Origin of the sequence: Paraburkholderia kirstenboschensis (genome assembly GCF_032806925.1) — a bacterium.
GTDB classification, from domain to species: domain Bacteria; phylum Pseudomonadota; class Gammaproteobacteria; order Burkholderiales; family Burkholderiaceae; genus Paraburkholderia; species Paraburkholderia kirstenboschensis.
This window is the reverse complement of record NZ_CP136512.1, coordinates 1,244,637-1,270,638: the sequence shown is the minus strand read 5'-3', so window position 1 is coordinate 1,270,638 and position 26,002 is coordinate 1,244,637. Positions and strand designations below refer to the sequence as shown.

Annotated in this window: 16 protein-coding genes and 3 pseudogenes; 13 read left to right on the top strand and 6 right to left on the bottom strand. The window is 58.1% G+C overall.

The window, feature by feature from the left end:
* Positions 1-99: 99 nt before the first annotated feature.
* The 3 genes from ligD (at position 100) to RW095_RS14405 (ending at position 4,557) form a co-directional block, all read left to right on the top strand.
* The gene (ligD, locus tag RW095_RS14415) at positions 100-2,607 is read left to right on the top strand and encodes a DNA ligase D (RefSeq protein ID WP_317019614.1); all 2,508 of its coding nucleotides are present in this window, start codon (positions 100-102) and stop codon (positions 2,605-2,607) included.
* A gap of 163 nt (positions 2,608-2,770) precedes the next feature.
* Positions 2,771-3,718 (top strand): non-homologous end joining protein Ku, encoded by a 948-nt coding sequence (gene ku / locus RW095_RS14410; protein WP_317019613.1) that lies wholly within the window; start codon positions 2,771-2,773, stop codon positions 3,716-3,718.
* Complete coding sequence (locus tag RW095_RS14405) at positions 3,715-4,557, top strand: tetratricopeptide repeat protein (RefSeq protein WP_317019612.1); 843 nt, start codon at positions 3,715-3,717, stop codon at positions 4,555-4,557. Before ku ends, RW095_RS14405 begins: the two co-directional genes overlap by 4 nt.
* A gap of 549 nt (positions 4,558-5,106) precedes the next feature.
* Here RW095_RS14405 and RW095_RS14400 read toward each other — a convergent pair.
* Positions 5,107-5,604 (bottom strand): annotated as a pseudogene (locus RW095_RS14400) (phosphatidylserine decarboxylase); the annotation flags it as partial.
* A complete protein-coding gene (locus RW095_RS14395) occupies positions 5,535-6,680 on the bottom strand; it encodes a glutathione-independent formaldehyde dehydrogenase (RefSeq protein ID WP_317019611.1) in 1,146 nt (381 codons plus the stop codon). The gene RW095_RS14395 and the pseudogene RW095_RS14400, both read right to left, overlap by 70 nt.
* 248 nt (positions 6,681-6,928) lie before the next feature.
* Between RW095_RS14395 and RW095_RS14390 the strand changes: the two genes are divergently transcribed.
* The 3 genes from RW095_RS14390 to RW095_RS14380 all read left to right on the top strand — a co-directional run bounded on the left by RW095_RS14390 (position 6,929) and on the right by RW095_RS14380 (position 11,845).
* Entirely contained in the window at positions 6,929-7,975 is a 1,047-nt protein-coding gene (locus RW095_RS14390; RefSeq protein ID WP_317019610.1) for a flavodoxin family protein, read from the top strand.
* 330 nt (positions 7,976-8,305) lie between these two features.
* Positions 8,306-10,183: a potassium transporter Kup gene (locus tag RW095_RS14385; protein WP_317019609.1), complete on the top strand. Its 1,878-nt coding sequence runs from the start codon at positions 8,306-8,308 to the stop codon at positions 10,181-10,183.
* 699 nt (positions 10,184-10,882) lie between these two features.
* The gene (locus RW095_RS14380) at positions 10,883-11,845 is read left to right on the top strand and encodes an SOS response-associated peptidase family protein (RefSeq protein ID WP_317019608.1); all 963 of its coding nucleotides are present in this window, start codon (positions 10,883-10,885) and stop codon (positions 11,843-11,845) included.
* Between the two features lie 423 nt (positions 11,846-12,268).
* Here RW095_RS14380 and RW095_RS14375 read toward each other — a convergent pair whose 3' ends face one another.
* Positions 12,269-12,409: a hypothetical protein gene (locus RW095_RS14375; protein WP_317019607.1), complete on the bottom strand. Its 141-nt coding sequence runs from the start codon at positions 12,407-12,409 to the stop codon at positions 12,269-12,271.
* A 450-nt stretch (positions 12,410-12,859) separates the two neighbouring features.
* Here RW095_RS14375 and RW095_RS14370 point away from each other — a divergent pair, with 450 nt between their 5' ends.
* From RW095_RS14370 to RW095_RS14350, 5 genes and pseudogenes are all read left to right on the top strand, one after another.
* A complete protein-coding gene (locus tag RW095_RS14370; RefSeq protein ID WP_317019606.1) occupies positions 12,860-13,570 on the top strand; it encodes a lysophospholipid acyltransferase family protein in 711 nt (236 codons plus the stop codon).
* A gap of 419 nt (positions 13,571-13,989) precedes the next feature.
* On the top strand, positions 13,990-15,525 hold the full coding sequence (locus RW095_RS14365; RefSeq protein ID WP_317019605.1) for an IS630 family transposase: 1,536 nt from the start codon (positions 13,990-13,992) through the stop codon (positions 15,523-15,525).
* 50 nt (positions 15,526-15,575) lie between these two features.
* Positions 15,576-16,232 (top strand): H-NS family nucleoid-associated regulatory protein, encoded by a 657-nt coding sequence (locus RW095_RS14360; protein WP_317019604.1) that lies wholly within the window; start codon positions 15,576-15,578, stop codon positions 16,230-16,232.
* A gap of 30 nt (positions 16,233-16,262) precedes the next feature.
* A pseudogene (locus RW095_RS14355) lies at positions 16,263-16,634 on the top strand (H-NS family nucleoid-associated regulatory protein); the annotation flags it as partial.
* Positions 16,603-17,607, top strand: coding sequence for a GIY-YIG nuclease family protein (locus RW095_RS14350; protein WP_317019603.1), 1,005 nt, complete (start codon positions 16,603-16,605; stop codon positions 17,605-17,607). The pseudogene RW095_RS14355 and the gene RW095_RS14350, both read left to right, overlap by 32 nt.
* Positions 17,608-18,212: 605 nt before the next feature.
* Here the strand turns inward: RW095_RS14350 and RW095_RS14345 are convergent.
* From RW095_RS14345 to tnpC, 3 genes and pseudogenes are all read right to left on the bottom strand, one after another.
* On the bottom strand, positions 18,213-21,824 hold the full coding sequence (locus RW095_RS14345; protein ID WP_317019602.1) for an SIR2 family NAD-dependent protein deacylase: 3,612 nt from the start codon (positions 21,822-21,824) through the stop codon (positions 18,213-18,215).
* Between the two features lie 337 nt (positions 21,825-22,161).
* Positions 22,162-22,347 carry a hypothetical protein gene (locus RW095_RS14340; RefSeq protein ID WP_317019601.1) on the bottom strand — a complete coding sequence of 62 codons (186 nt, stop codon included), beginning with the start codon at positions 22,345-22,347 and terminating at the stop codon, positions 22,162-22,164.
* Positions 22,348-22,585: 238 nt separating this feature from the next.
* Positions 22,586-23,419: pseudogene (gene tnpC, locus RW095_RS14335) on the bottom strand (IS66 family transposase); the annotation flags it as partial.
* A gap of 186 nt (positions 23,420-23,605) precedes the next feature.
* Between tnpC and istA the strand changes: the two are divergent.
* Both istA and istB read left to right on the top strand, forming a co-directional pair.
* Positions 23,606-25,117 (top strand): IS21 family transposase, encoded by a 1,512-nt coding sequence (gene istA, locus RW095_RS14330; protein ID WP_449406524.1) that lies wholly within the window; start codon positions 23,606-23,608, stop codon positions 25,115-25,117.
* Positions 25,114-25,947, top strand: coding sequence for an IS21-like element helper ATPase IstB (gene istB / locus RW095_RS14325; protein ID WP_317014949.1), 834 nt, complete (start codon positions 25,114-25,116; stop codon positions 25,945-25,947). Before istA ends, istB begins: the two co-directional genes overlap by 4 nt.
* Positions 25,948-26,002: the final 55 nt, after the last annotated feature.

The window sequence follows — 26,002 nt, the reverse complement described above, 5'->3', positions numbered from 1 at the left end:
AGTCTGGCCGGCTCCACGGCGCTGCCACTAAAGCCTGTGCCTCCGGCGGTTAACCCGCGCGGAAATCTACCTTGATTTGGGCGTTCTTCGACTGCAGCCATGGTCACGACTCGCACGGCGGCGTCTTCACCTCTCAGCCGCTACCAGAAAATGCGGGATTTCGGAGCTACGCCCGAACCTGCACCATCGCCCCCCGCCACACGCAGGTCGGCGGGCCGTGATTTCGTCGTTCAGAAGCACTGGGCGAGTCGCCTTCACTACGATTTCCGGCTTGAGCTGGATGGCGTGCTGGTTTCGTGGGCTTTACCCAAGGGGCTCTGTTACGACCCAAAGGAAAAACGGATAGCCATCCACGTGGAGGACCATCCGGTGGAGTACGCGACATTCGAAGGAACGATTCCACCTAAGCAGTACGGCGCTGGCACCGTAATAGTCTGGGACCGCGGGACGTGGGAGCCAGTCGGTGACCCCAGAAAAGCATTGGTTGCCGGCAAGCTGATGTTTGAGCTCCATGGCGAGAAACTCGCGGGCTTGTGGGAACTGGTCCGCATATCCAAGCCAGACGACAAACAGGACCAGTGGATGCTCTTCAAGAAACGCGATGCATGGGCACAACCGCTGGCGAAATACGATGTCATCAAGGCGCTTCCAGACAGCGTCACCAAGAAGCCGCTGGGGCTGCTCGAAGAGCGGGAGCCTAAAGTCGTGCGACCGGCGCGCAGGAGCAACCTGGAACTAGACCTGTCTGCCGCCACGAGCGCGCCGCTCCCCGCCAAACTCGAACCGCAGCGCGCGACGCTGGCTTCGTCGCTACCGACGGGTGGCGACTGGATAATCGAATCGAAACTCGATGGTTACAGAATGCTCGCCCGCGTCGACAAGGGGCGCGTGAGGCTGTTCACGAGCGGCGGACACGACTGGACGAAGAAGCTCCCAAGTCTGGCTGCAGATGTGGCAAACCTGCCACTCTCCAGTGGCTGGCTTGACGGCGAAATTGTCGTGCTGAGCAACGGGCTGCCAGATTTCGGCGCTCTCCAGGACGCTATAGATGGCGCGAGGAACCAGGAAATAATCTATTTTCTGTTCGACCTCCCGTACTTCGATGGGATGGACCTCAGGGAGGTCCCGCTGTGGGCGCGGCGCGCGCTGCTTTCAAAAATGCTCAAAGACGCAGGCGAGCGCATCCGGTTCAGTCAGGACTTCGACGCTCCGGTGGCGAACATATTCGAAGCGGCGGCTGGTCTTGGCCTCGAAGGCCTGATGTTGAAAGGTCGCGACTCGAGATACGAGTCGGCAAGGACCCAGACATGGCTTAAGGCGAAATGCCGGCTGCGACAGGAACTGGTTGTCTGCGGCTTCACCGCTCGAGGAGGCAAAGACGGTGAAGTCGGCAGCCTTCTGCTCGGATATTACGTCGGCGACCAGCTCCATGACGCCGGCAGCGTTGGCACCGGCTGGAACGCCCGGACAGGCCGGGAGCTGTGGCTTCGCCTGACACCGCTCGAACTCGATGCAACGCCATTTGACGTGGCCGTCTCAAAGCCGAGCCGTTGGTCCAGGCGTGCCGCCGGCGCCGAGCGCTGGGTTCGCCCAGAGCTTGTTGCCGAGGTCGAGTTCGCCGAATGGACTGCGGACGGTGTTGTGCGGCAGGCGTCGTTCAAAGGGTTGCGCGTCGACAAGCCAGCGCGACGCGTCGTCCGGGAGGCCGGTGAGACTCTGACGCCAACCCCCGGCCCTCAGGTGAAGGTCACGCACCCTGAGCGTATCGTCGACCCGACAAGCGGCGTTACTAAGCTGGATTTGATGCGGTATTACGAAACTGTTGCCCAATGGATGCTTCCGCACCTGAAGGAACGGCCGCTGGCCATGGTCCGCGCGCCCACTGGCATCTCTGGTCAGCTGTTTTTCCAGAAGCACGCTGAGAAGACTGCCATGCCGGGCCTGAAGGCCCATGACCGCAATTTGTGGCTGAATCATCCGCCGCTACTGACTGTCGATACCGCTGATGCATTGATGTCGGCGGCCCAGATGAATGTCGTCGAGTTTCACACCTGGAATTCCACGGTCCTGCGAATCGACAAACCCGACCGGGTCATCTTTGACCTCGACCCGGGCGAAGGCGTCAAGTGGAGACAGATTCAGGAGGCGGCAGTGCTTGTGCATGCGTTGCTGACTGAACTGGAGCTGAAGGCTTGGCTGAAGACAAGTGGAGGCAAGGGCCTGCATGTTGTCGTGCCGCTGACGCCCCGGCTGGACTACAAATCGGTGAAGGCGTTTTCGCAGGCGTTCGTCCGGCATCTGGCGAAGACCATCCCCGACCGATTTTCGGCAACGTCGGGCGCCTCCAACAGAATTGGCAAAATCTATGTTGATTTCCTGCGCAACGGCAAGGCGCAGACGACTGCCACGGCATTTTCTGCGCGGGCCCGCCCGGCAATGGGTGTCTCGATGCCAGTGTCTTGGGAGCAACTGCCCGACCTGAAAAGCGGCGCGCACTGGACGGTGCAAACAGCGAGAGAGTATCTTAGCTTTCAGACGGGTGACCCGTGGGAGGCATATTGGTCAACGCGCCAATCACTGGCGTCAGCCGTCAAGCGTCTGCGGTAGGACGTCTGTCGGGCTGCAAACGGTCTGAGGGCTCGAAGCTATGTGCATGGGTAGTAGCAGAGATAGGCGCATCCCATGCTGTGTTGCGCAGGGGTGGTCCCCGGAAACGGATGGTGTCTAAGCACGCCTGCGGATTGCCGCCGGCCGGTCTCAGGAGAATCTCATGGCAGCGCGTTCCATCGCATCGCTGACGCTTTCCTTCGGTCTGGTGTCCATACCGGTGAAGCTATATTCGGCTACGGACAGCGCTGCCGGCGTTGGCTTCAATCTCCTGACGCCGGAAGGCGGCCGGGTCAAGCAGCAGTACATATCCGAGGCTACCGGTGCCGTTGTCGCCCGCGCCGACATGAAGAAGGGCTACGAATTCGAAAAGGGCCAGTTCGTCGTCTTCACTCCCGACGAACTGAAGGCGCTGGAGGAAGGTGCGAGCCACGTGGTGGAGATTGTCTCCTTCGTCCCGGAAAAATCGGTCGACCCGCTGTACCACGACAAGGCGTACTTCATCGCTCCGGACAAACGCGGCGGCAAGCCCTATAGCCTGCTGCAACAAGCTATGCGAGAAAGCGAACGCTGTGCGCTGGCGAAATGGTCGTACAAGGGAAAGACTCGAATCGTTCAGATACGGCCGGCGGAAGATGGTATGGTCTTTCAGCAATTGTTGTTTGCCGATGAAGTGCGCGCGCTGAGCGATTTGCACATTGAGCAAGTCACTGTTAGTGATACGGAGCTGAAGCTAGCACTTCAAATCATCGACCAGGTATCGGAAGACGCATATGACCCGACCGCGTACGAAGACGAAGAAAAGAAGCGGATTCTCGAAGCCATCGAACGGAAAATTGCAGGCAAACAGATTGTGTCTCCGGAGACGCCAGCAGAGGAGTCCGGTGGCCAGGTGATAGACCTGATGGAGGCGCTGCGAGCAAGCCTAAGCGCCAACAAGACGAAAAGAGCCGCTCCGGCGAAAACGGCTGTAAAGACGGCTGCACCGAAAAAGGCTTCGCCAGAGGAAGTTGAAGCGCTCTCAGCCAAACCTCGGCGGCCTGTCAAACGAGCCGCTCCGAGAGTCGACGTGAAAGAGGCGCCGCCGGCAAAGGTTCGAGCTCGCAAGTGAACAGACGAAATCTGTCACAGGACTATTCGTTGCGAAGCCTTCAGTCCCTACTGGGCGTTTCGCGCCGAGTTCTATCCGGATTGATTGACGCGGGCTTTGTCCATCCCGCGCGCGGCCGCCGGAACGAACTCCGGTTCTCGTTTCAGGATGTCGTGCTCCTTCGCACCGCATTCCAACTGCAATCGGCGAAGGTGTCATCACGAAAGATTCTGAAGGCGCTTGCCAAGCTGAAAGCCGAACTCCCTGACGAACTTCCGCTGTCTGGAATCCGAATCACATCGGTCGGTGAATCGGTGGCTGTCAGGTCAGGACAGTCCCAATGGGACGCGGCCTCGGGCCAGCACCTGCTCGATTTCGAGGTTGCACCTATCCGAGGTGATGTCGCGTTTCTGGACGCGGCACCGCGAAACCTGGCGAGCCGGGAAGAGCAGGCAGAAGAATGGTTCGCACTTGCCGAGCAACTTACCGAAACAGATGCGGTCGGTGCGGAGCAGGCCTACCGGAAAGTGCTTGAGCTTGCACCATCACCGCACTACGACGCATATACCAATCTGGGCGTATTGCTATGCGAGGCGGAAACGCGTTGCGATGAGGCGTTGTCCATTTTTGACGCAGCGTTGGAGCACTTCACCGATGACGCGTTACTGCACTTCAACCGCGCCGTCGTTCTCGAAGAGCTGAAACGCTATGACGCGGCGGCAACAGCCTATCAGCGATGCATAGAACTTGACCCGACACATGCCGACGCTCATTTCAACCTGGCCCGGCTGAGCGAGATTCGCGGCGACAAACAAGGACTCGTCAGGCACCTCAGTGCTTATCGTCGGCTGGTTGGCTGATTCGGGGCCGTCCGGAGGCAGAGCACGGTGGCCGGATTTGCGGCATGGGAATTGCGGCGCGCCGTACGCGGGCTCACACCTTCCGGTGCTAACGACCGCTCTGCGCTTGAGGAGACGACCATGCGAAGCTCGACAAAAGGAATTTTGATTTCAGCATTGTTTATCGGTATTTCAGGGGCTGTATACGCACAGGGCGCGGGTGGCGGTGGCGCTGCCGGCGGGCAAGGTGGCACGGGCATGAGCAAGCCAAGCGGAGGTGGCTCGACCGAGACAGTGTCAGGCGCGTCAGGGGCGAACACCATGGCACCGTCCGGCACCACGTCGCACAAGAAGATGCATAAAAAGTCAAACGCCGCCATGTCGGCATCGGCCCCGGCTCCAGGCTCAGGCGGCAATTGACGGATAAGGGACGGTGGTCATCATTTCAACGCGCGTTTTTTCGACGGCCGTCCAGTCCAATCCTCGCTCTCCGTGCGTGCTGTCTGCACACTGGATGCCGTGGCTCGCGGCCTGTCACAACGTCCCCGCGAGCCTTTTCAACATCGACCTCTAGCGCGCGGTTGCAACGTGCGCGCTGACCTTGATAGGCGGCGCCTCGTCATCGAATGGCGGACCAGCCGCGAAGCTTTGCACTACATCAGGCTGGAACACCAGGCAGTATGTTGAGCCTCCGTACTGGAAGTATCCCAGTTCATCGCCTTTCGCGACCTGCTGACCAGGAAGAGCCTCGACGACGCATGACGACACATCGGCCATGCCGACAAATATGGAGCCGACGAGGCCAATCTCCGGGTCGTCGCTGTCGATGACGATAACGGCGCGCGCTGCAACCGCAGTCGTGTAACCCTGTGAGTCGTTGAGCCCGCCCGGGTCGATACCCTCCGACTCAGCCTCGGAATAGTAGCTTCCATCGACGTGGTACGCCTTTGCTATCCCGCCGCTTACCGGCGCGTGCCAGCGATGATAGTTGAATGCACTCAAGAAGGCCTGGTACACGCTTCCACCCACAAACCGCTGTGCCAATTCGCGTTCGCGCGCGGTGAACATACTCCCTCCGCCGCCTTTTCGAGTGGTAACTGGTGGGAAATGATTTCAGATGGCTTCGCTTTCCCTGCGGCTATGAGGTCGCGCAGCTTCCGGTTGTAGGCCTTCACGTTCGCCTGGCCGGTCGCGATGTGTTGACCTTTCATCCAAAGCTGGCCGAAGTCGAGCGCGAGTTGGCCCTTCCTGGCGAGAGCGTCTTCCGCTTTCGGGTCCTCTGCGACAAAAACGCCGACGACGCCGATACCACCAGTCGGCCGCACCGCCTTGATAAGGCTGTTCATTGTCGCGTTCGGCACTTCGTGGCCCTTGCAACTGCACTGGTATCCAACGCATTCGCAGCCTCGGTCTGCGCCTTCGCCGCCGGTCAGCTCCATCACCTGGTCAGCCGACGAGCCATCGCTGTCATCAATCGGGATGGCGCCGAGCTTTTCCGCGAGCGCCAGCCGGTCCGTATGGGTATCGACCACCATGACTTTGCTTGCGCCTTTTATTGATGCGGAAAGAGCGGCCATCAGTCCAACCGGTCCGGCACCGTAGATGACTACACTGTCGCCTGGCTCGACACCGGAAAGAACTGTCGCGTGATAGCCGGTGGGAAAAATATCCGACAACATCACGTAGTCACTCTCTTTTTCTTCGGCGTCTGGCGGCAGGACGAGGCAGTTAAAGTCGCCGAACGGAACACGAAGGTATTCAGCCTGCCCTCCGCTATATGGGCCCATGCCCGCAAACCCGTACGCCGCGCCCGCGACCCCCGGGTTTGCGGTCAGACAGAATCCGGTCAGTCCCCTCTCGCAATTCTTGCAAAAACCGCAGCCAATGTTGAAGGGAAGGCATACCCGGTCACCCACCTTGATGCGCTCGACGCCTTTTCCGACCTCGGCGACAACGCCGAGATTCTCATGGCCCAGGATACGCCCGCTCTCCATGTTTGTGCGACCTTCGTACATGTGCAGGTCTGAACCGCAGATGTTGGTGGTCGTGATTTTTACAAGGACGTCGGTCGGCTTCTCAATTTTAGCGTCGGGCATTTCCTTCACGACGACTTTGCGTGGCCCCTCGTAAACAAGCGCTTTCATTTTCCCATCCATTGAAATTGGCGGCACTGCCCTTCGGACAGCCTGGCAACCGGTTCAGCATCCCCCCTGCCTCAAGGTGTCGGCATGGTTGGCTGTCGACTGGTCCAGCAATTGCTAAGTGTCAAAATCAGCACGCGCCGGATATTCAAGCGCCGGGGAGAATACGATGTCGGCAGACACTGGGGAGGACCCAAAAAAACGTCACGGAGCATAAGATTGAGGTTGGAAAAGGTCAGGTAACAGAGAAGATGTCACGCGAGGCCTTCAGGCAGCGATTCATGGCAAGATTTTATGACCCTGCGTTTCGTAGCGAAGACGCGTCGCCTGGACGGCTCGAAGAAATCGCATGGGATGCGTATGCGGAAGGACGGAAGTCCCCCATCACGGCCAAGGCCGGACCGGGACTCGCTGGCCCAGACTACGATTTATCTGTCGAATGGCGTGATGCCAGCGAGCGAATCAAAACTGCGCAGCGCAAACAGGCCGACCCGTCATCGGCGAGTCGCGTTCTCATCGTCAATGCATCATCTCGCAACGACTATTGGTATCCGGGCGAGATGTCGAAAAGCTTTCGTATATCGAAGCTTGTCCAGACGACGCTCGAGTCGAAGAGCATTGAAGTGGACCTGCTGGACCTGTCGCGCCTCACGTCGGACCGCGATTTACACATCCACCCCTGCAAGGGCTGTGTCTCAACGGCTATGCCTCTTTGTCACTGGCCGTGTAGCTGCTATCCCAATCACTCGCTCGGGATGGTGAACGACTGGATGAACGAGATATACGAGCGCTTTGTGTCGGCCTACGCCGTCATTTTCGTCACACCGGTGTGTTGGTATCAGGTGAGCAGCCCGCTCAAGCTCCTGATGGACAGGCTTGTATGTGCTGATGGTGGAAATCCCGGCCCGACGAGCACGCACGGGAAAAAGGCGGAAGAGGCGAAAAAGCTGGAACTTGCTGGGTGGGACTATCCGAAGCACCTCGCAGGTCGCGCCTACGGACTGGTCGTACACGGCGACGTCGCGGGCACAGAAGGTTCTCGCCGTGCGCTGACTGACTGGCTGGACTGGATGGGCTTTGTTGAAGCGGGAGGCAAATCCCGTCTCGACCGGTTTATCGGCTATTACGAACCCTATGCAACGAGTCATGCCACCCTGGATGCAGGCGACGATATGCAAAAGGAAGTGGTGAATGTCGCGCTTGCCGTTGCGAACGCCGTCACCGCCATCAGGGCGGGCATCCCACTCGAAACATTGAGACCACACCCGCTGGCCGGCGACATACAACAAATGCAATAAAGGTCTCCCGACAAGACCTCCATCACCGCCATGAGTTATCAGCAAGCCAACGTCTTTCTTTAGAGTGCGCATACTTCCATGCAGCGTTCTGCCAACCCGAATGCATACACTTGCGCAAACTTCGCGGCTTCGGATTCGGAGCGGGCAAGAATGGCACCCGCCTATAATGACTATCACAAGGTGGGAAGCGCCGTCGCGGCGAACTGCCGGAACGTAAGCGGAGGTCGGTTGCGGTCGGATGCGATGCGACGGTTGCAGAAGTTGTAGTGGGCTGGAGCAGCAGTTTGCTCCGCAGTTGCATGCTTTGAGGCTCAACAATGAGGCGGCGTCGTGACTACAGACTCCAATAAAAGCAGCATTGCTGCGCTGACGCTGGCTGCCATTGGAATTGTGTACGGCGACATTGGAACCAGTCCGCTTTACACAATGAAGGAGGTATTCGCGAAACATCACGGTCTTTCGCCTGTTCCTGTCAATGTGCTGGGGGTGGTCTCGCTGATTTTGTGGGGCCTCATAATCGTGATTTCGCTCAAGTACGTAACTCTTGTTTTGCGGGCGGACAACCGAGGGGAAGGCGGCATTATGGCGATGACCGCGTTAGCGCTATCGTCGGTCACTCAGAAATCCCGTTGGTACTATCCGGTGATGCTACTTGGCATGGTCGGCGCAGGGCTGTTTTTCGGCGACGGTGTGATTACGCCAGCCATTTCAGTCTTGTCGGCCATTGAAGGGTTGGAAGTGGCCGCGCCTGCTCTTAAGCCGTATGTTATCCCTGTGACATTGGCCGTTCTGGTTGCACTGTACTCGTTGCAGCGCAGGGGCACAGCGGGTATCGGAAAATGGTTCGGCCCGATTGTGCTGGTCTGGTTCATTACGCTTGCTGCGATGGGCGTTGCTAATATCGCTAAGAACCCGGTCATTCTGATTGCCTTCAATCCGCTCCACGCCCTCGGCTTTCTCATCCACAACGGGTGGTTCGCCTTCGTCGCCCTCGGTGCGGTTGTGCTGGCGCTCACCGGTGCGGAAGCGCTGTATGCTGATATGGGCCATTTTGGCAAGAAGACAGTTCGCTTGGCCTGGTTCTCTATCGTCGCTCCCGCGCTGGCACTCAATTACCTCGGGCAAGGCGCGTTGTTGTTATCGAATCCGGCAGCGGTTTTGAATCCTTTCTTTCTGCAACTTGGCCCTTCGAGCGTCTATCCGCTCGTAGTGCTCTCGACGATGGCGACCGTTATCGCATCGCAGGCGACAATCTCTGGTGCATTTTCAGTGACTCAGCAAGCTATTGCGCTGGGCTTCCTGCCCCGCATGCGCATCCGCCAGACCTCTGAAAGTCAAAAGGGGCAAATCTACATCCCACTCGTCAATTGGCTACAGCTCGCGGCTGTCATATTGGCCGTTGCGGGATTCGGCTCGTCTTCCAATTTGGCTTCGGCCTATGGCATTGCTGCGACCGCTACGATGTTGACGACGACGCTGCTGACGTTCTTCGTTGTTCGTTTCGGCTGGAAATTTCCGCTGTTGCTGTCGGTCGCAGCGACCGGATTCTTTTTGATGATTGACGTCGCTTTGTTCTCTTCCACGAGTTTGAAAATCATTAGCGGCGGCTGGTTTACGCTAACAATCAGTGCGCTGATGGTCATGCTCATGCTGACGTGGCGAAGGGGGCGCGAACTGGTATTCCAAAGCCTCCAACGCCAACTCATCCCTCTCGACGACTTCCTCCAGTCTCTATTCATCAATCCACCGCTACGCGTGCCTGGTACGGCCGTCTTCTTCCGTGCTGAAGGTGACGGCGTACCCCATGCGCTGTTGCATAACCTGCTGCATAACCAGGTGCTGCATGAACGAACGATATTTTTGACTGTGTACGCCACCGACATCCCCAGAATTCCGGAAAGGGAACGCATCAAGGTGGTCCCGCTTGGACACAACTGCTATCAAGTCAACGTCTACTATGGGTTCTCGGATGAGCGCGACATACCGCACGCTTTGCAAAAAGGTCGGCATGCTGGACTCTCGATTGACCCGATGCAAACGTCCTTCTTTATCGCCCGCCAGACAGTCCTCGCCACGCCGAAAGCCGGCATGGCGCTATGGCGGGAGGCCTTGTATTCCGGGATGTCTCGCAACGCTCGCGACGCGGCTGATTACTTCAAGATTCCGCCCAATCGGGTCATCGAACTGGGAGCGCAGGTAGAGATTTGAAGGGTAGTGCCGACCCGAGCGAAGAGTTTCGGCTCCGTCCTTGGCTACATCACGTTGGAAAAGTGGCGATAGTTGGCTGTACAGCGCTCGGAACGAGGCCAATCGCTCCACGAGCATTGAGCGCCGGCCTTCGTAAGGAACGAACGCCTGCGAGATAGGTGGCGGGGTGCGCAACATCCAAAAAAGTCTCCATCCGGTCTTAACCAGCCGAAACGCGCGGCTTCGAGGGCAGCGACGACGGTTGGCACGGCGGGGCCTATGATGAAATGACCGAGGAGCGGGAATCGCGCCTCCTAACCGAGAGGAGGGGAAATCATGGACACTCAGGACACTGAATGCAGCGTTTGCAGCGTCAGTGAGATTATCGGCACCAGCCCGAACTCCTGCGAAGATGCCTCGCGGAATGCTGCGGAACTCGCTGCGAATTCGCGACGTCGACATCATCAAACGGCGGCGCCGTTCGTGCACGGAGGCCCTCGCGATTGCCCTGCAACCTACCCCCGTTCTGCTGTCACGGCATGCGCCTCTGTCGCGCGGGTCACTTACCGAAGTTGCGACTGCAAGTCAGCGGAAGGAAGTGCTCGTCTGAACTCATTATGGTATGTCACGCATGAACGCGGTAACGTCGTGCATAGACGTTGCGTTGCAGGGCCGCGGCCCGGCAAGTGCTTGTCATGACAGCATCGAACAGAGGCATTCATGTGCTACTCCGCCCGGGTCGTAGCAGACTACCGAAAATTTGTGCGCACCTTTGGCGCCATCATGGACATCCACGAGTTCGCCCGACTGTTCTTCGAGCGCGCAGAGGGCATCAGCAAATCCAGGATACCGAAGGCCATGGAAGACGCCTTTTCTGAACCGCAGGATGACGCAGAGCGCGAAATCAATGCTGTCATCGCCAGGTACGCTTCGGCGCAGGCTACCAAACTCGAGCAGGAGTTGTTCAAACAACGTAAGCGGTTGGCCGATGCCGAACGCACGTTGCAGACGAAGGTAACCAAAGCAGCAACGGAAAGTCAGCGAATCGCCAACGACAAAATCGCCTGGACCAGGGGCAAACTCGAGGACATGCAGCGAACCCAGCCACAACCGCGGGACTCTCGCATCTTTCCCGGACACTACGCGCCTGTCATGGTGATGGAAGACGGCCAGCGCCTCGTGAAACCAATGCGCTACCAGTGTCGCATTGCTGGTAAGCCCGCCTTCTACGATGTCAAATACCCCGGAACTTACAATGCGCGCAGGGATAGTCTCGAGGGTTTTTGGGCGCCATGCTTTGGACGCACGCATGCCGTCCTTCTTGTTGAAGTTTTCTACGAAAATGTGAGCAAGGCAAAGTTCGAAAACACGTTACTTGAGACTCACGAGCGCGATGAGAATGTCGTTCTCGAGTTTCGTCCGAGCAACGGCGAGCTGATGCATGTTGCCTGTCTGTGGTCGCGGTGGAGCGCGCCAGGCCGGCCGGACCTGCTTTCATTCGCCGCCATAACAGATAAACCTCCGCCAGAAGTAGCTGCAGCAGGACATGACCGGTGCATTGTTCCCATAAAGCCTGAGAACGTAGATGCATGGCTCAACCCGGACCCAGAGAATTTGGAGGCAATGTACGCGATTCTTGATGACAGGGACCGGCCGTTTTATGAGCACAGGTTGGCGGCCTAAACGGATAATGTTGTCCCGCTAGCTGAAGGGACTTAGCTGCGGGACCGCGTAAAAGAAAACTCTGTCGCCGTAACCTGTGACCGCTCGCGGAGCATGTGGGTCATCCCGCGGCTTACTTTTCGGCATGTGAAATTGATGACTGGCCCACGGTGTGAGAGACTTAAACTCAAACTGACTCAGCCATGACGCAGATACGCTCACGCAGACAGACTTGAGGAGCTGACACCTTGGCGCAACTTATACAGTCATTGTCGGAGCTGGCGTATCTTATTGTGCACCTATTCAGCAGGTAGTCGTGGCTCATTCTGCTGGGTCGAAGATGCCTGCGATTCCGACGTAAGTCGTCACGTCGAGTTCAGCATTACCGAGCTTCCGAAGAGCGTAATGGTGACGGTCGCTGAGCCACCGGTCGCCGCAAGCTTCTCACAAGACATGGCGAAACGCGCGCACATCCCACCTGCCTGCAAATATCTGCTCGATGTATCTCTCTGCGTCCAGCCGCCCGGCTTCAGCTGCGGCGGCGAGGCTATCCAACACCCAATGCAGCGCGGGATTGTGGCGCATCGTCAACAGCTCCGCCACTCTGATTGGCGACAGCGATTTGCTCTTGTGGTCCCATCCGCCGTACTCAATGCAAGCGAGCGCTGGCAATTCGCTGGCGGCGGGCCCGTTGTCGGCTAAACCATCTGCGCGGCGTCGGGTCCACAGGAGGTTGATTGAAGTTCGCTTTTTCTCGCGAGAGCTCCGAAGCTTGATGTGTGGCAGCTATGCTTGATGTAACTTGCAGCACATGCGGCGTTCCCGGTGTGCTTGAGCACCGGGATGCCCGCCCAAGGTGTTGGGAAATATAAGCGCTTGGTTTTGGGCGTACTCGAACTGATGGCCTGCTTTTCGTGCAACGTATCAGCCGCGGCGTTGCCGCTTTCGGTCTGGAAGCGGACGCACCGCTCGAGGCGTAGTCTTACTTGTCAACGGTGAAGTGCTTCGCCACCGACCAATCTGAATCAGGCCCCGATGCGCTCGACTTTCACCAAATGGTTGTTCATCGTCTACCTTCTCGGTAGCGGGACGCTGTATTCGATGCTCATACTGCTCCTGTTTCCTTTCGTCGGAAGGGCTGGACGATACTGGTTAGCAAAACAATGGTGTCGAGCACTGGTGTTCGTGATGCGCTGGCTGCCGGGAGTCTCATGTTCGATAGAGGGGCTTGAAAATATTCCTGAAGGGCCAGCGATACTACTTTGCCGTCACGAATCGACCTGGGAGACGCTCGCGTTTCTTGCACTTTTTCCACGGCGCATCAGTTTTGTTTTCAAGGAAGAGCTTCTTCGCATTCCCTTTTTCGGATGGGTGCTGCGTGGCCTCGACATGGTCAGTCTGAATCGCGGCTCTGCTCGGCAGGCTCACCAGGCCGTGACGCAGGAAAGCGCTGAGAGACTGGCGAAGGGAGATGTCGTTGTCATTTTTCCGGAGGGAACTCGGGTGCCACATGATGCGCCCTTGAGGATGACATCGGGAGGCGTTCGATTGGCTTGCGCGACTGGCGTGCCTGCTATTCCTGTGGTTCTCAACGCGGGCAAAATCTGGCCAGCGAAAGGCTGGCCCAGCGGCGGTGGACAGATTCGTGTGGTTGTCGGTCCGGCATTCTCTCCTCGGAACCTGTCACAGCAGGAACTGAGTCGAGCCGTCCACGAGTGGATGAAAGATGAACTGCTGCGGCTTTGATGCGCTTAATGCGGGATGAATCCCGCGGGGTCCCGGGTGAGTTTCGGACCCCTGCAGCGAGTTTTACGAAACGTACGATTTCTGGTGAAGGCAAGTGCTGCGGTTGTTGGCCTCAGGCAATTACTGGTTTGCCCCCATGCGTTTTAGCGCTCGACGAGCCGATATTCCCTTCGTCGACAATGACGTCGACAAAAACGCATCAGGGGAAATCGTGAAGGCAATCATCCGTGTCGGTACACGGCGGCGGTCCTTCATTGACGTAGTTGAGCAGATACGTACAGGGATTGCGCTTGGGGGCACAACGCTGGACCGATTTCCGTTTGGTAGGTCCGTAGGGGCGTATTCTCGCAGGATGGCGGCAAACGTTTCATCGACCGCCTACGGACGCAACGGTGCGATTTGGTGCGCGGAGGTGGGCCATGTATTCCGACATCAGGGAGTGGAGTCGAGTGCGGCGCCGCGTTCTCCGCGGCGGCGAATCAATACGACATGTTGCTTCCACGGAGAAAATTAGCCGGAACACGGTCCGGAAAATGGTGCGGCTCGAAGTTCCCCCTGGATATCGAAGGACCGATGGTGTCGGACCCGTCGTTCAGCGACCAATTCCAATTCCATGGCATGCCGTTCAAAAAGTCGTGCGTTCGCTGTCAGAGCGTGACGCCGCACGATATCTTTGTAGCGTGTTCAATCGCGAATTCGGGCAATGCGCCCCGAATGTGGAAATTCTACGAGCTTGTGAATTGGGCGTTGCCACTGCACATCGCGCTGCGGCGGAGCGACGGACAGAACGGTGGCTGAAGTGGGTCTATCAAGTCGACCAACGTGTCGACACCCTGGATGGGGACATTGGCCTGGAGCAACGCTCTCACCTTCTCCGAATGCTTGAGCCGGAATCCAAAAGCCAGCGCAACAAATCGCTGGTTGTTCTTGCGAACAACGCAGGTTTTTCCGCGCACGCGATTGCCACGCACCTGGCGATTAGCAGAGCTTCTGTCCGCAAGTACCTCAGCGCGTACAAGGCTGGCGGTCTCGACGCGTTGTTCGCACGCAAGGCCCGCTCGCGCCTCCAGGACAATGAGAACCTTCGCAAGGCAGTCTTCGGTTTGCTGCACGAGCCGCCCAGCCAGTCTGGCATCAACCGAACGAGTTGGAAATTAGCGGACTTGAGAGGCGTCCTCGCCGACCGTGGTCACGATGTCAGCATTGATGCGATACGAGGAATCATTCATTCAGGTGGTTACCGCTGGAAATCGGCAAAGGTTGTCTTGACGAGTACCGACGGGCAGTATCGCGAGAAGCTTGAACATATCAAAACGGTGCTGTCCCAGCTTAAGCCAGACGAGCGATTCTTCTCAATCGACGAGTTCGGTCCGTTCTCGGTCAAGACGAAGCCCGGGCGGATACTTGTGGCGCCTGATGCGCAACCGTCGGTGCCGCAGTGGCAAAAGTCCAAAGGCTGTCTGATTTGTACGGCGGCGCTCGAGCTATCTCGCAACCAGATAACTCATTTCTACTCAAGCGCGAAGAACACCGACGAGATGATTTGTATGGCAAAGACGTTGCTCGCCGAGTATAAAGACGCGCGCAAGCTGTATCTGTCTTGGGACGCGGCATCGTGGCACCTATCGAAGAAGTTATCTTCGTTCATCTCAGAGCATAACGCCGCCGCAGACCTGAGCCGGGAACCGTTGCTCGAACTGGCGCCATTGCCGGCGAGCGCGCAATTTCTTAACGTTGTCGAATCGGTCTTCAGCGGGATGGCCCGAGCAATCATTCATAACAGCGATTACGCCACGGCAGACGCCGCAAAGTCGGCAATCGACCGGTATTTTGCCGAACGCAATCTGCACTTTATGAATTATCCAAAACGCGCTGGGAACAGCATATGGCGGATGGAGCGTACATCAAGCGAGTTCTCAGAGGCCAACAATTGCAAGGATGCGGCGTATCGTTAAACCGGCAAAGTACGGGGCCTGTCTATTCACAACCGAAGTGGAGGTAGCACGTGAGCGGAGGGCATGGCATAGTGCGAGCAGTTCAACGGGAGAGAAGAAAGATGGCAACTCTGGAATCTATGCAGGCAAAAATCAAAAAACTGGAACAGCAAGCCGAAGCGTTAATCGCAAAACAGTCGTCGGGCGTCATCGAAAAGATTCGGAAACTGATGGCAGAGCACGGCCTCACGTCTGCTGACATTTACGCGCACGCAGGCGGCAAGCAGCGCGCGAAACACGCGGCGGCAAAGACCGCCGCGAAGTCCGCTACGTCTGTTGCCAAATACCGGGACCCGAAAAGCGGCGCAACGTGGTCCGGGCACGGGCGCGCGCCACAGTGGATTGCGGCTGCTAAGAACCGCGACAAATACTTGGTCGATGCGGGTGCCGCCGCAGTGAAGCTGCTGCCTGCCAAGGAGGCGAAGTCGGCGGGAGCTTATGTTCGCGGTCCTCAGCCAGCGATGTACAAGGACCCAAAGTCGGGCGCGACGTGGAGTGGTCGCGGCCGCGCTCCGGCGTGGATTGCCAACGTCAAGGACCGTAACAAATTTCTGATTGCAGGCGGCGCTGAAGCAACTGTTGCGACGACCGCAGGTGCTGTGAACAAGGCGAAGGCTGTCGGCAAGAAGGCCTCAGAGACGGTCGGTGTGGGCGCTGGAAAAGGGTAGCCGAAAGGTCCGCAGGCGGCCAAATATCGCGACCCGAAGTCTGGCGCTACCTGGAGCGGACGCGGTCCGGCACCGGCGTGGTTGGCTGGTGCCAAGGACCGCAGCAGATGTCTGATTGCAGGCGGCGCCGAGGCGACCAGTGCGGGGGCTGCGAGTAAGACGAAGCCTTCGGCCAAAAAGGCAGTTGCCAAGAAAGCCGTCGTCAAGAAGGTTGCGGCGACAAAGACCGCACCGACGAAGAACGTTGCGGTGAAGAAAGTGGTTGCCGAGAAGGCCGTCAGCGCGAAGTTTCCGGTTAAGAATCTAGCATTCGGTGAAATCGACCTGGTGCGCGCTCGGAATCCCACCAAGCCCAGTCAGAGAAGAGGCAATGAGAGAAACGATTTTAGAAATTCTTGCTGAGGGCGGCTCCATCCGTCTATTTGGCGAACGCCGCGACAAAGGCTGGCTTTTCACTTTGGATGTAGCGGATAACTTCGCGGCGATGGTAGGTCGGGAGACCCTACAACCTTTCGCCCCGACCGAGTCGTGGTCAGAAGTTTTGCAGCTTTTGAATCCATACCCTTGGCACGATTTTCATCCAGAAGTGGTGCATCCCGAATTCAGGCAAGACGTGATGGCGGCATTGTCGTCTCGGCGCTCACAAGGGGACTCGGATTCATTCGCCGCCAAGGCTTGGAACGACGCTTGTGATTCATCGACGGGCACTCCTTTGCAACCAAGCAGCCAGGGCTCCGGGCAGGCCGCTTCGCCACTAGCGCAATCGAAATTGAGCATCGTCTATGTTTTGAGCAACGCCGCAATGCAGGGAATCATCAAGATAGGACGCACCAGTCAATCGGATGCGCATCTCCGCATCGCTCAGCTATACACGACTGGCGTTCCCCTGCCGTTTGACCTTGAATACGCGTGCAACGTACCCAACGCCGATGAAGTTGAAAAGGCATTACACATTGCGTTTGCTCCTCATCGACTGAATCCCAAGAGGGAATTTTTTACGATGGAGGCCGGGCAGGCCATAGCAATCCTCAAGCTGCTGCATAAGGAAGATGTGACGCAAGAGGTCGCGGCTCAACCGGACAATTTGGACGCAGAGTCAGTCTTGGCCGCAAAGCAAGCCAACGCGAAACGGCCGCGCATGAACTTCGAGGAGATGCGCATTCCCCCGGGTTCGGAGCTTAAGTTCACAGACGGTGACGCTTCCGTCACCGTGGCAGGTCCCAAGAAAGTTTTTTACGAGGGAGAAGAAGACTCGCTGACCAACGTAACTAAGAGTCTTTTAGGGTTGGAATATGCCGTTCAACCAAGTCCGTACTGGACATGGAACGGAAAATTGCTCAAAGACATATACAACGAGACGTATGTGCAGAGTTGAGGCGTTTGGGTCCTGCGCTGCTGCTGTTCGACCTGCCGCTTCGAGCGATATTGCTTACCTGCATCCCAAAGCTCCGCCTGTTCAAAGGACCGCAGCAGATTTCTGATTGACGGGGCTGCAGCGGTCGCGTCGGAAGCTGGCACTGCGAGCAAGCCGAAAGCCATCGCGAAGAAGCCCTCGACAAAGAAGACGGCAGCGAAGAAATTGGTTGGCGCCAAAAAGGTGGGCGCGCGGACGAATGTCGCGGCCGCGCCGGAAGCTGCGGCTGCTTAAGCAACCGTGAAAGCGAGGACTCGGAGCCCGCTTTTCGTTGCATCGGCACGCGCTGTCGGCGTGGTTTACCTCAAGCGGGTCCGCAATGCGTCCAAACGGGCGGCGCATTTTGCCTTCGAACCACCGCGCTTGTAGGGCCTGTGCCGCCTTTGTACTGTCGGGGACGACGTCGCCGGGAGCACTTCTGTCCCAGTGTCCCTCCCAGTACAAGCCAGGATTATCCGCGGCCACCCTTGTACGTTGTCTCTTCCTCCAACGTGCCTCTGATTGCTTCATGGTGGTTGGCATAGCACAAATGACTCCGCCCGTTTGCTTCCCCGCGGAATCGTTGGTTAATGTAGGGGTACGAGATTTCGAACTTCGACGAGCGGGTCGGCAGCCGCAAGCTCTTGACACCGCTGCCAATCGTTGCCGCCAAGCGTCGGGAATGCACCTACCAGCAAAGTCATCGCCTTCACCGTCCGCTGACGCAGTTGAGCTCGCGACTCCACATCGACCAAACCTGTATCGTATTCGTGTCCTTGCAGCTCATCCAGCAAGCCGCGCAACGTCGGGAATAGCGTATCCACGCACGACCCAAAGTGCGCAACCGCACCCAAGGTCAATAGTTCGCAGATGCTGGTGAGAACTGCGTCCAGTCGTCCGTCTAATCGCAGAGTAATCGCATTGACAAGTAAAGATAGGTACTGCCGCGAGGCTGCCGACGGCTGCCTGTTGCGAATCAGCCAGTGCCCCGCGGCATGCATTGCAGTGGTGAAATTCTGTTCTGTTGCCGAAGCGATAGATTCCGTCGCTATGCGCAAGACTATGGAGGTTCGGTCTGGCCACCAGTGCAGTGCCGCGAACAGGAACTGGGGCATCGGCGCGCCGAGCTGCCGACTGGCTTCCCACATCTCGGATAACCATTCCGGTATGGATGCGGCCAAGGCATCATCCCTTGAAATATCTGGCGTGACTATACGTTGGAGAACGTGCCCCAAGAGTCTCATTCGCCTTATAAGAAGCGGGCGGGAAAAACCGTCTTCGTTTTCTGCTGCAGCTTCCCCAACGAGACGACGCCCTTCCCTTATCCACCACGCGCGAAGATTGTCCGAGACTGCAAGCAACTCATTTGAGGTCCACGCAAACACGTTCCTTACGTTGCGGGTGAGAAGTATGTTCGTTAGCAGATTCTCTTGACGTGGCGTGATGCTTCGCTTCTGTACACCATCTTCCTCGAACCTTTCGACAATATCCGCCAACGGCTGAGCTAAAACCCAGGATTTGAAAATCGCTTGCTTATTTATTCGCTGTGGAGCGGGCCAAGTCAATAGTGCACCATGGTAGAAGCCAGGTACCGTGGCGGGGAGGGTCCCGGTTGGCACACCGCCCCACACCAAAGCCGCAAGTGCACGTGATTGAGAGACACTAAGTAGTTGGTGCGTAAAAAGCCAGTCCAGACGGCCCAGATGAAATGCCATCATGGTCTCGTCGTCCTTAGCCAATCTCGCGTCGTCGAGTGCTCCGTTGGCAACCGATAACCAATCTTTCTGGGTGACGTCGACGGGGATTCGGTCCATCAGTTCCTGAACAACCCGAGGCCATCGGCTCATTCGAGATAGAGTCTCTGGCTGAGGCTTCAGAGCGATAAGCGCCGAGAGAAATGGCGTGACAACCTCTGGTCGCAGCGCGCACAGCACGCGGTGGAAGTAGTCTTTGAAGTGCGCGTGGAGTCCATCCTCGTGTTGCACAGATGGCAAATCGTGCCAGCGGAGAAACCTGCGTAACGCGTCCAATGCCACGTCTTGGTCGAGCCTGCATAGCAATCTTGAAATAAGCTCAAGCGCAAAGATAATCTTGTGCACCTTGGCGGCAGGAAGCGAATCGTGACCATTTGTTAAATTCGCGTCTGCGAGCGCAAATGCTCGATGGATTAGGATTTCCGCGGCGTCTCGTGACAGTCGACAGACATTTTCCCTAGTCAGCGCGTCAAGCGTCGTGAAGCGGTGCGTAGCATTCGCCCGTAACAGTACCCTTATCGTGCTCTCAACTGGATTGGTGGTCGACAAAACAGTGAACGCTTCTATCAGGGTCCGTGCCGAGAGTGCCAATTCGCCAAATCGAGGCACATAGCCGGACATCTCGACCATCCTGACGTACGAAAATGCGGCAGCAAGCGCGTCTTCCGATATGCTCACGCGATGATGACGAGACACGGGCTGCGGCCCGTCAAAGTTAAATGTTGCTTCAGTCAGTATCTTCGCGAACCTGCCAAACTCCCGCTGTATCAACTCGATTTGGTGTTCTGGATGGTCTGCGCTTTCCCGTGCGTGTGCCTTACGCGGAATGGCTTTCGGAGGTGTCGGAGCGTCGAGCTGGATGCTGCTCGTCTGGGAAGCGCCGTCTACAATTGCCCCAATACGGGGAAGCTCGGCAAAGCGGGCACCCTGCCGGTTGCTCCATTTCGATTCTGAATAATCACTCGCAGTACTTGCTACGCGAAGTACCAGCTCCGCCCAGTGTTCGCGCGACACCAGGTACGTCGTCTCGCCATCGGTCTGGATGGCGGAGCGGATTTTATGCAAGCCAGCCTGCGCCAGACGCTGTCCACGTTCGGTGTCACCTAACTCCCCGAACAGCGCGCCAGCCCGGACCAGCCAGTAAGGGTCCGCTGTATCCGCGTATACGTACCAATTTTCGAGAACTTCGCGTGCCTCCTCATGCTGGAAACTCTCAAGCTGGAAAAGAGTTTCCTCATAGCGCATCCAGCGTAGTGTCTCTGAACCACGCCCTCCGCTTACCCGATTCAAAAACTCCTGCTTCCAAAACTCGAACTTCGCGGCGTCTCGAGTCTCCCGGAAATAGCGTATCAGCGCTACGGCCAAGCCCTCCCAGTGCTGCCGGGTTTCCGCGGTACCATACGAGAAATCCTCCGTGAAGTCCCGCGGAGCCAGTTTAGCTGACTCGTTACGGTAAAGTTCGACCAGCGCCAATTCGTAATCGTCCGCATGCGCTTTGGTAAGCGGCGCGAGCGTCGTCTCAAGTATCCAGTTCACTTCAAACAGATATACCAGTCGCAACTCAGGCGACATGCTGCTGCCATGCTTCTGGTAAAGATGTCTCGAAAGCACAGCACCGCATCGACTAGCTACCCGCTCGCGATTGCCTTCCGGCGCCACGAGCCACCCCGGATAATCCAAGCGCACTTCGCGCGCACTTCGGGCCCACTCGATAAGCTGCGCCACGGGATTCGCGTCCAAGGTATTGGGCATCCGATAACCCTCTCCCCAAGCTGCGGGGCGCGGAGGCGGCTGACCGTGCCAAAAATCGAGAAGTGCACCGAACGCATCCTGTATCCAGTCTTCGGCGCCTGCGCTCGCAAGCGTTCCGATTGGAATAGGGAAGATTTTCCGTTCCTCAAGTATGAGTCGCTGCCCCTCAGTGACCGGCTCCAACGTAATCAGGTAAATGGGGGGCGCCTGCGGACCCAGCCGGTCACGTGTCCATCCGCTCCATTCGATAAAGTTCGGGTCATCTCCAGAGAAACCCAGAAGACAAAAGACATTTTCCAGCATGGACTGCTGGACCATATTGACGAACGGCGCATGTTCCCGTGGATAGCAGCGGTAGTCCTCCTCCGTGATGATGAGCGGAGCACTTGCGCGCAGAGTCCCGTGTAGCTTCACAATTCGCGGCGTACCATTGCTTCGCGAGAATGGCAAATCTGCCGACACTTTTACAATTTGGTATCGACGTTGAATGCTCGGCGTGAGTTGGCGTCGGTCAACCTCTAAGGTTCTCTCCAGCAGAGTGTCGTAGTTCGTCGTAAAGACATCCGCCCACGGTAGTGATAGAAGTCGAGTGTGGAGATGGCCAGGCTCCGTGCAACCTTCGTCAGGGAGCAGGTCATGCAAACGCGCGTCGAGTTGCGCGCGCCCGAGAACGGCAGCGTATTCCTGCGCCAATCGAAGGCTACCGCTCGTTCCCGCGAACCGATGTCCTTCACGCGCACGAACTACCGCGCTCGGGTATAGGTCTTCTAGTAAGCCATCCACGAGCGCACGCCAACCGGGAAGTCTCCACCCACCAGACGCGTTCCGACTAAAGCCCGCACCTATCATCACCGTAGCATGACCGCGACTGAGCGCGTCACGGATACGGTAAAGGTGTACCCCGTTTTGCACCGACTCAATAAGCCTATCGGTCGTGCGCGAAACACTCTTATCTCTTGTCATTTTGCAATCGCTTCTTTTAGCTGCCGCTGTTGTCCTACGTGACCTCAGGTGAATCGTCACAAATGCACTAACAGCGTATGACTAGGAATGATGCACGTCTTCGCTCCAGAGAGCGCTTCCCGAATCGGTTGATGAGGTCGTTGTCGGTAGTGAGATATTCAATGATTGCTTCGACCACCCGGTCAACGTCCTCAGCATCCAACAATATTTCTTTTAATGCCTTCCAGTCGAGAAGCGCAATGGCTTGCTTCATACTTTTCTCGTTAATGTATGCATTCTTGCCGGGCATAGTGTCGTCGAGGCAACGCCGTCAACGACTAATCACTTCATCTGACGTCTTGGCGCCCCCTCGTGCTGCCGCCATCTCCACAACCCATCGAGAATGAACATCGGCGAGGAGTTCTGGTGGCAGATAGGGACGTAAGCGGCTCAGCTGGGCCGTTTGTCCACGCTCGTGCGTGTGAGGCATGATGGTGAACTGGAGCTGCCGGTCAGGTGGCGGAATTCGGCGGACTGGCTCGCGTGTGCAGCTTGTCGGCCACACACCAAGGCAGGAGCTCGTCGATGCGGTTGATTTTGTGATCGGCGATGTGGGTCAGTACATAGTCCAGGTAGGCACGCGGATCGATGTCATTCAGTGCGCAAGTGCCAATCAGGGCGTACATCGCGGCTGCCCGTTCGCCGCCGCTGTCTGAGCCGGCGAATAAAAAATTTTTCCGGCCCAGGCTTACACAACGCAGCGCGTTCTCAGCGATGTTGTTGTCGATCTCGAGCGTACCGTCTTCGCAATACAACGTCAGTGCGCTCCACTGGTTCAGCGTGTAGTTGATCGCCTTGGCTGTATCGGACTTCGACGATAGCGTTTCAAGCTTTGCCCTGAGCCACGCTTCGTAGATTTGAAGCAGTGGTCTAGCTTTCTCCTGCCGTATTCGCAGCCGTTCGGCGGCCGGCCTGCCGCGAATGGAGGCCTCGATGTCATAGAGGCCTCCAATATATTCGAGTGCCTTTTGTGTCGTGTCAGATGGTGTGCGCACGTGGATGTCGTAGAACTTTCTCCGCGCGTGGGCATGACATGCCGCCTCGCGTATCGAGCCATCGCGGAACAATTCGTCGAAGCCTGCGTAAGCGTCCGCTTGCAGAATCCCTTTGAAGCTGGCGAGATGGGTTTGAGGATGGATGCCTTGCCGGTTCGGCGAGTATGCGAACCAGACCGAAGCCGGTTGCGTCGAGCCGGAGCGGCGATCGTCGCGCACGTAGACCCACAGCCGGCCGGTGCGGGTCTTCCTGCTGCCCGGTGCGAGCACCGGGATCGGCGTGTCTGCCGCGCGTCAATCAAGATGAGAGGAGCGCGTCAGTCAGGATGAGAGAACGGGCATGGCGGCAGCGGGAACGGGCGTAGCCCGGAACCGCTGCCGCCATGCCGCGCCAGGAGGCGACCTTCACCGGGAGCTTTTTTGGTAGTCGCGGTAGATCGGGTATGAACAAACCTTCCATGCCATGGGAGGTGCGCCGTGCCCGGACGCCACGTCAACGACCACCAGATGAGGCTCTACATGAAGCACAGACTCAAGGAAGCGCCACCCGAGGCGGCTGCCCGGGCCGGGTTTAGCGTCGCCACCGCCTACCGCATCGAAGAGGATCCACGGTTGCCATCGCAGAAGAAGGCGCCGCGCGAGCGCCGGCGCGCGGATCCGTTGGCCGGGATTTTCGACGCGGAGATTGTTCCACTACTGACCTCCGCTCCAGGCATCCGGCCCGTTGCAGTATTGGAAGAGATGCTTCGGCGCCATCCGCAGCTCTCACGTGACGTGCGCCGCACACTGGAGCGGCGCATCCGCGTCTGGCGGGCACTGCATGGCGAGGAACGCGAGGTCATGTTTCGCCAGGTACATCAGCCCGGTCGGCTCGGGCTGTCCGATTTCACCGAGATGCAGGCTCTCGGCGTCACCGTGGCCGGCGCCGCGCTGGACCATCGCCTGTATCACTTCCGTCTGGCCTGCTCGGGCTTTGAACACGCTCACGTCATTCTCGGTGGCGAGAGTTATGTTGCCCTCGCCGAAGGGCTTCAGAACGCGCTCTGGGCACTTGGCGCAGCACCGCTCGAGCATCGCAGCGACAGTCTGTCGGCGGCGTTTCGCAATCTGGATCGCGATGCGCGCGACGATCTGACCACGCGTTACGAAGCCCTATGTGCTCACTACGGCATGCAGCCCACGCGCAACAACCGTGGAGTCGCACACGAGAACGGCGCCATTGAGAGTCCTCATGGTCACCTCAAGAGTGCGATCCGCGACGCGCTGCTGCTGCGCGGCAGCGTCGAGTTCATCGACCTTGCCGCTTATCGCTGCTTCATCGACGAGATCGTCAGCCGCATCAACGCGCGTAATGGCAAGCGCATCAAGGCGGAAGTGCCGTTCCTGCAGCTTCTGCCCAACACGCGCACCAGCGATTACGAGGAAACGCGTGTCTACATCACCTCCACCGGCGGTTTCGTATTGCGCAAGGTCTTCTATTCCGTTCCGTCGCGGCTGATCGGCCACCGGTTGCGGGTGCGGCTGTACGACGACCGGCTGGAACTGTTCCTGGGCGGCACGGCCCTGATGACGTTGCGGCGTGGCCGCCCAGGCACCAGCGGCAAGCATGGCCACGTCATTGACTACCGGCATGTCATTCACGCGCTGCGCCGCAAGCCGATGGCGCTGCTCAACCTTGTGTACCGCGACCAGCTGTTCCCGCGCGAGGCCTATCGGCTGACCTTCGATCGCCTGTGCGAGCAACTGTCCTCGCGCGCGGCGTGCAAGACCATGGTGGAGTTGCTGAGCCTGGCTCACGAGCGCGCCTGCGAGGCCGAGCTGGCCCATGCGCTCGAACAGAACCTGGCCGATGGTCGACTACCCGATCTGGACGAACTGCGCTCGCGTTTTGCTCCGGATCCGGCAGCTGTCCCACAAGTGCACGTACAACTGGCTTCGTTGCGCGACTACGAAGCCCTGCTTACCCTGGATCAGGAGATGACAGCATGAGCCACGATTTCGATGCTACCCGCCTGTCGCTGCTGCTCAACGATTTGCGGCTACCCGCTGTCAAACAGATCTGGCCAGCCTTCGCCGAGCGCGCCGACAAGGAGGGCTGGCCCGCGGCACGCCTGATCATGGCGCTGGCCGAACACGAGATTGCCGAACGCGATAGACGTCGTATTGAACGCCATCTGAAGGAGGCCCGGCTGCTACCGGGCAAGACGCTGGAGACCTTCGATTTCGATGCAGTGCCAATGATCTCCAAAGCACAGGTCTCGGCACTGTGTGCCGGCGATGGGTGGCTGCGCAACGGCGCCAACCTGATCATGGTCGGGACGCCTGGCGGCGGCAAGTCGCACCTGTCGTCGGCCATCGGACTGAGCCTGCTGGACAAAGGCTGGAAGGTCCTGTTCACCCGCACCTCCGACCTTGTGCAGCGGCTCCAGGTTGCACGTCGCGAGCTGGCGCTCGAAGCCGCCATCAACCGTCTGAACCGCTTCGACCTGCTCATTCTCGACGACTTTGCATACGTCACCAAGGATCAGGCCGAAACCTCCGTGTTATTCGAGCTGATCAGCGCCCGATACGAATGCCGATCCCTTCTTCTAACCGCCAACCAGCCGTTTGGTGACTGGAACAAGGTCTTCCCCGACCCCGCCATGACGCTGGCCGCGGTCGACCGGCTGGTCCATCATTCGACCATCTTCGAGATGAATGTCGAAAGCTACCGGCGGCGCACCGCCATGCAGCGCAAACAGCAGGGGCCAGGACGCCCTGCGCGCTATGCCACGCCAAACAATGTCGGCATGCCTGCGACTCCAGAGAACGAATCATGACACGCGTCGCCTGACGCACACTCTAATCCGACATTGCCCAGCGTCAATCAACGAA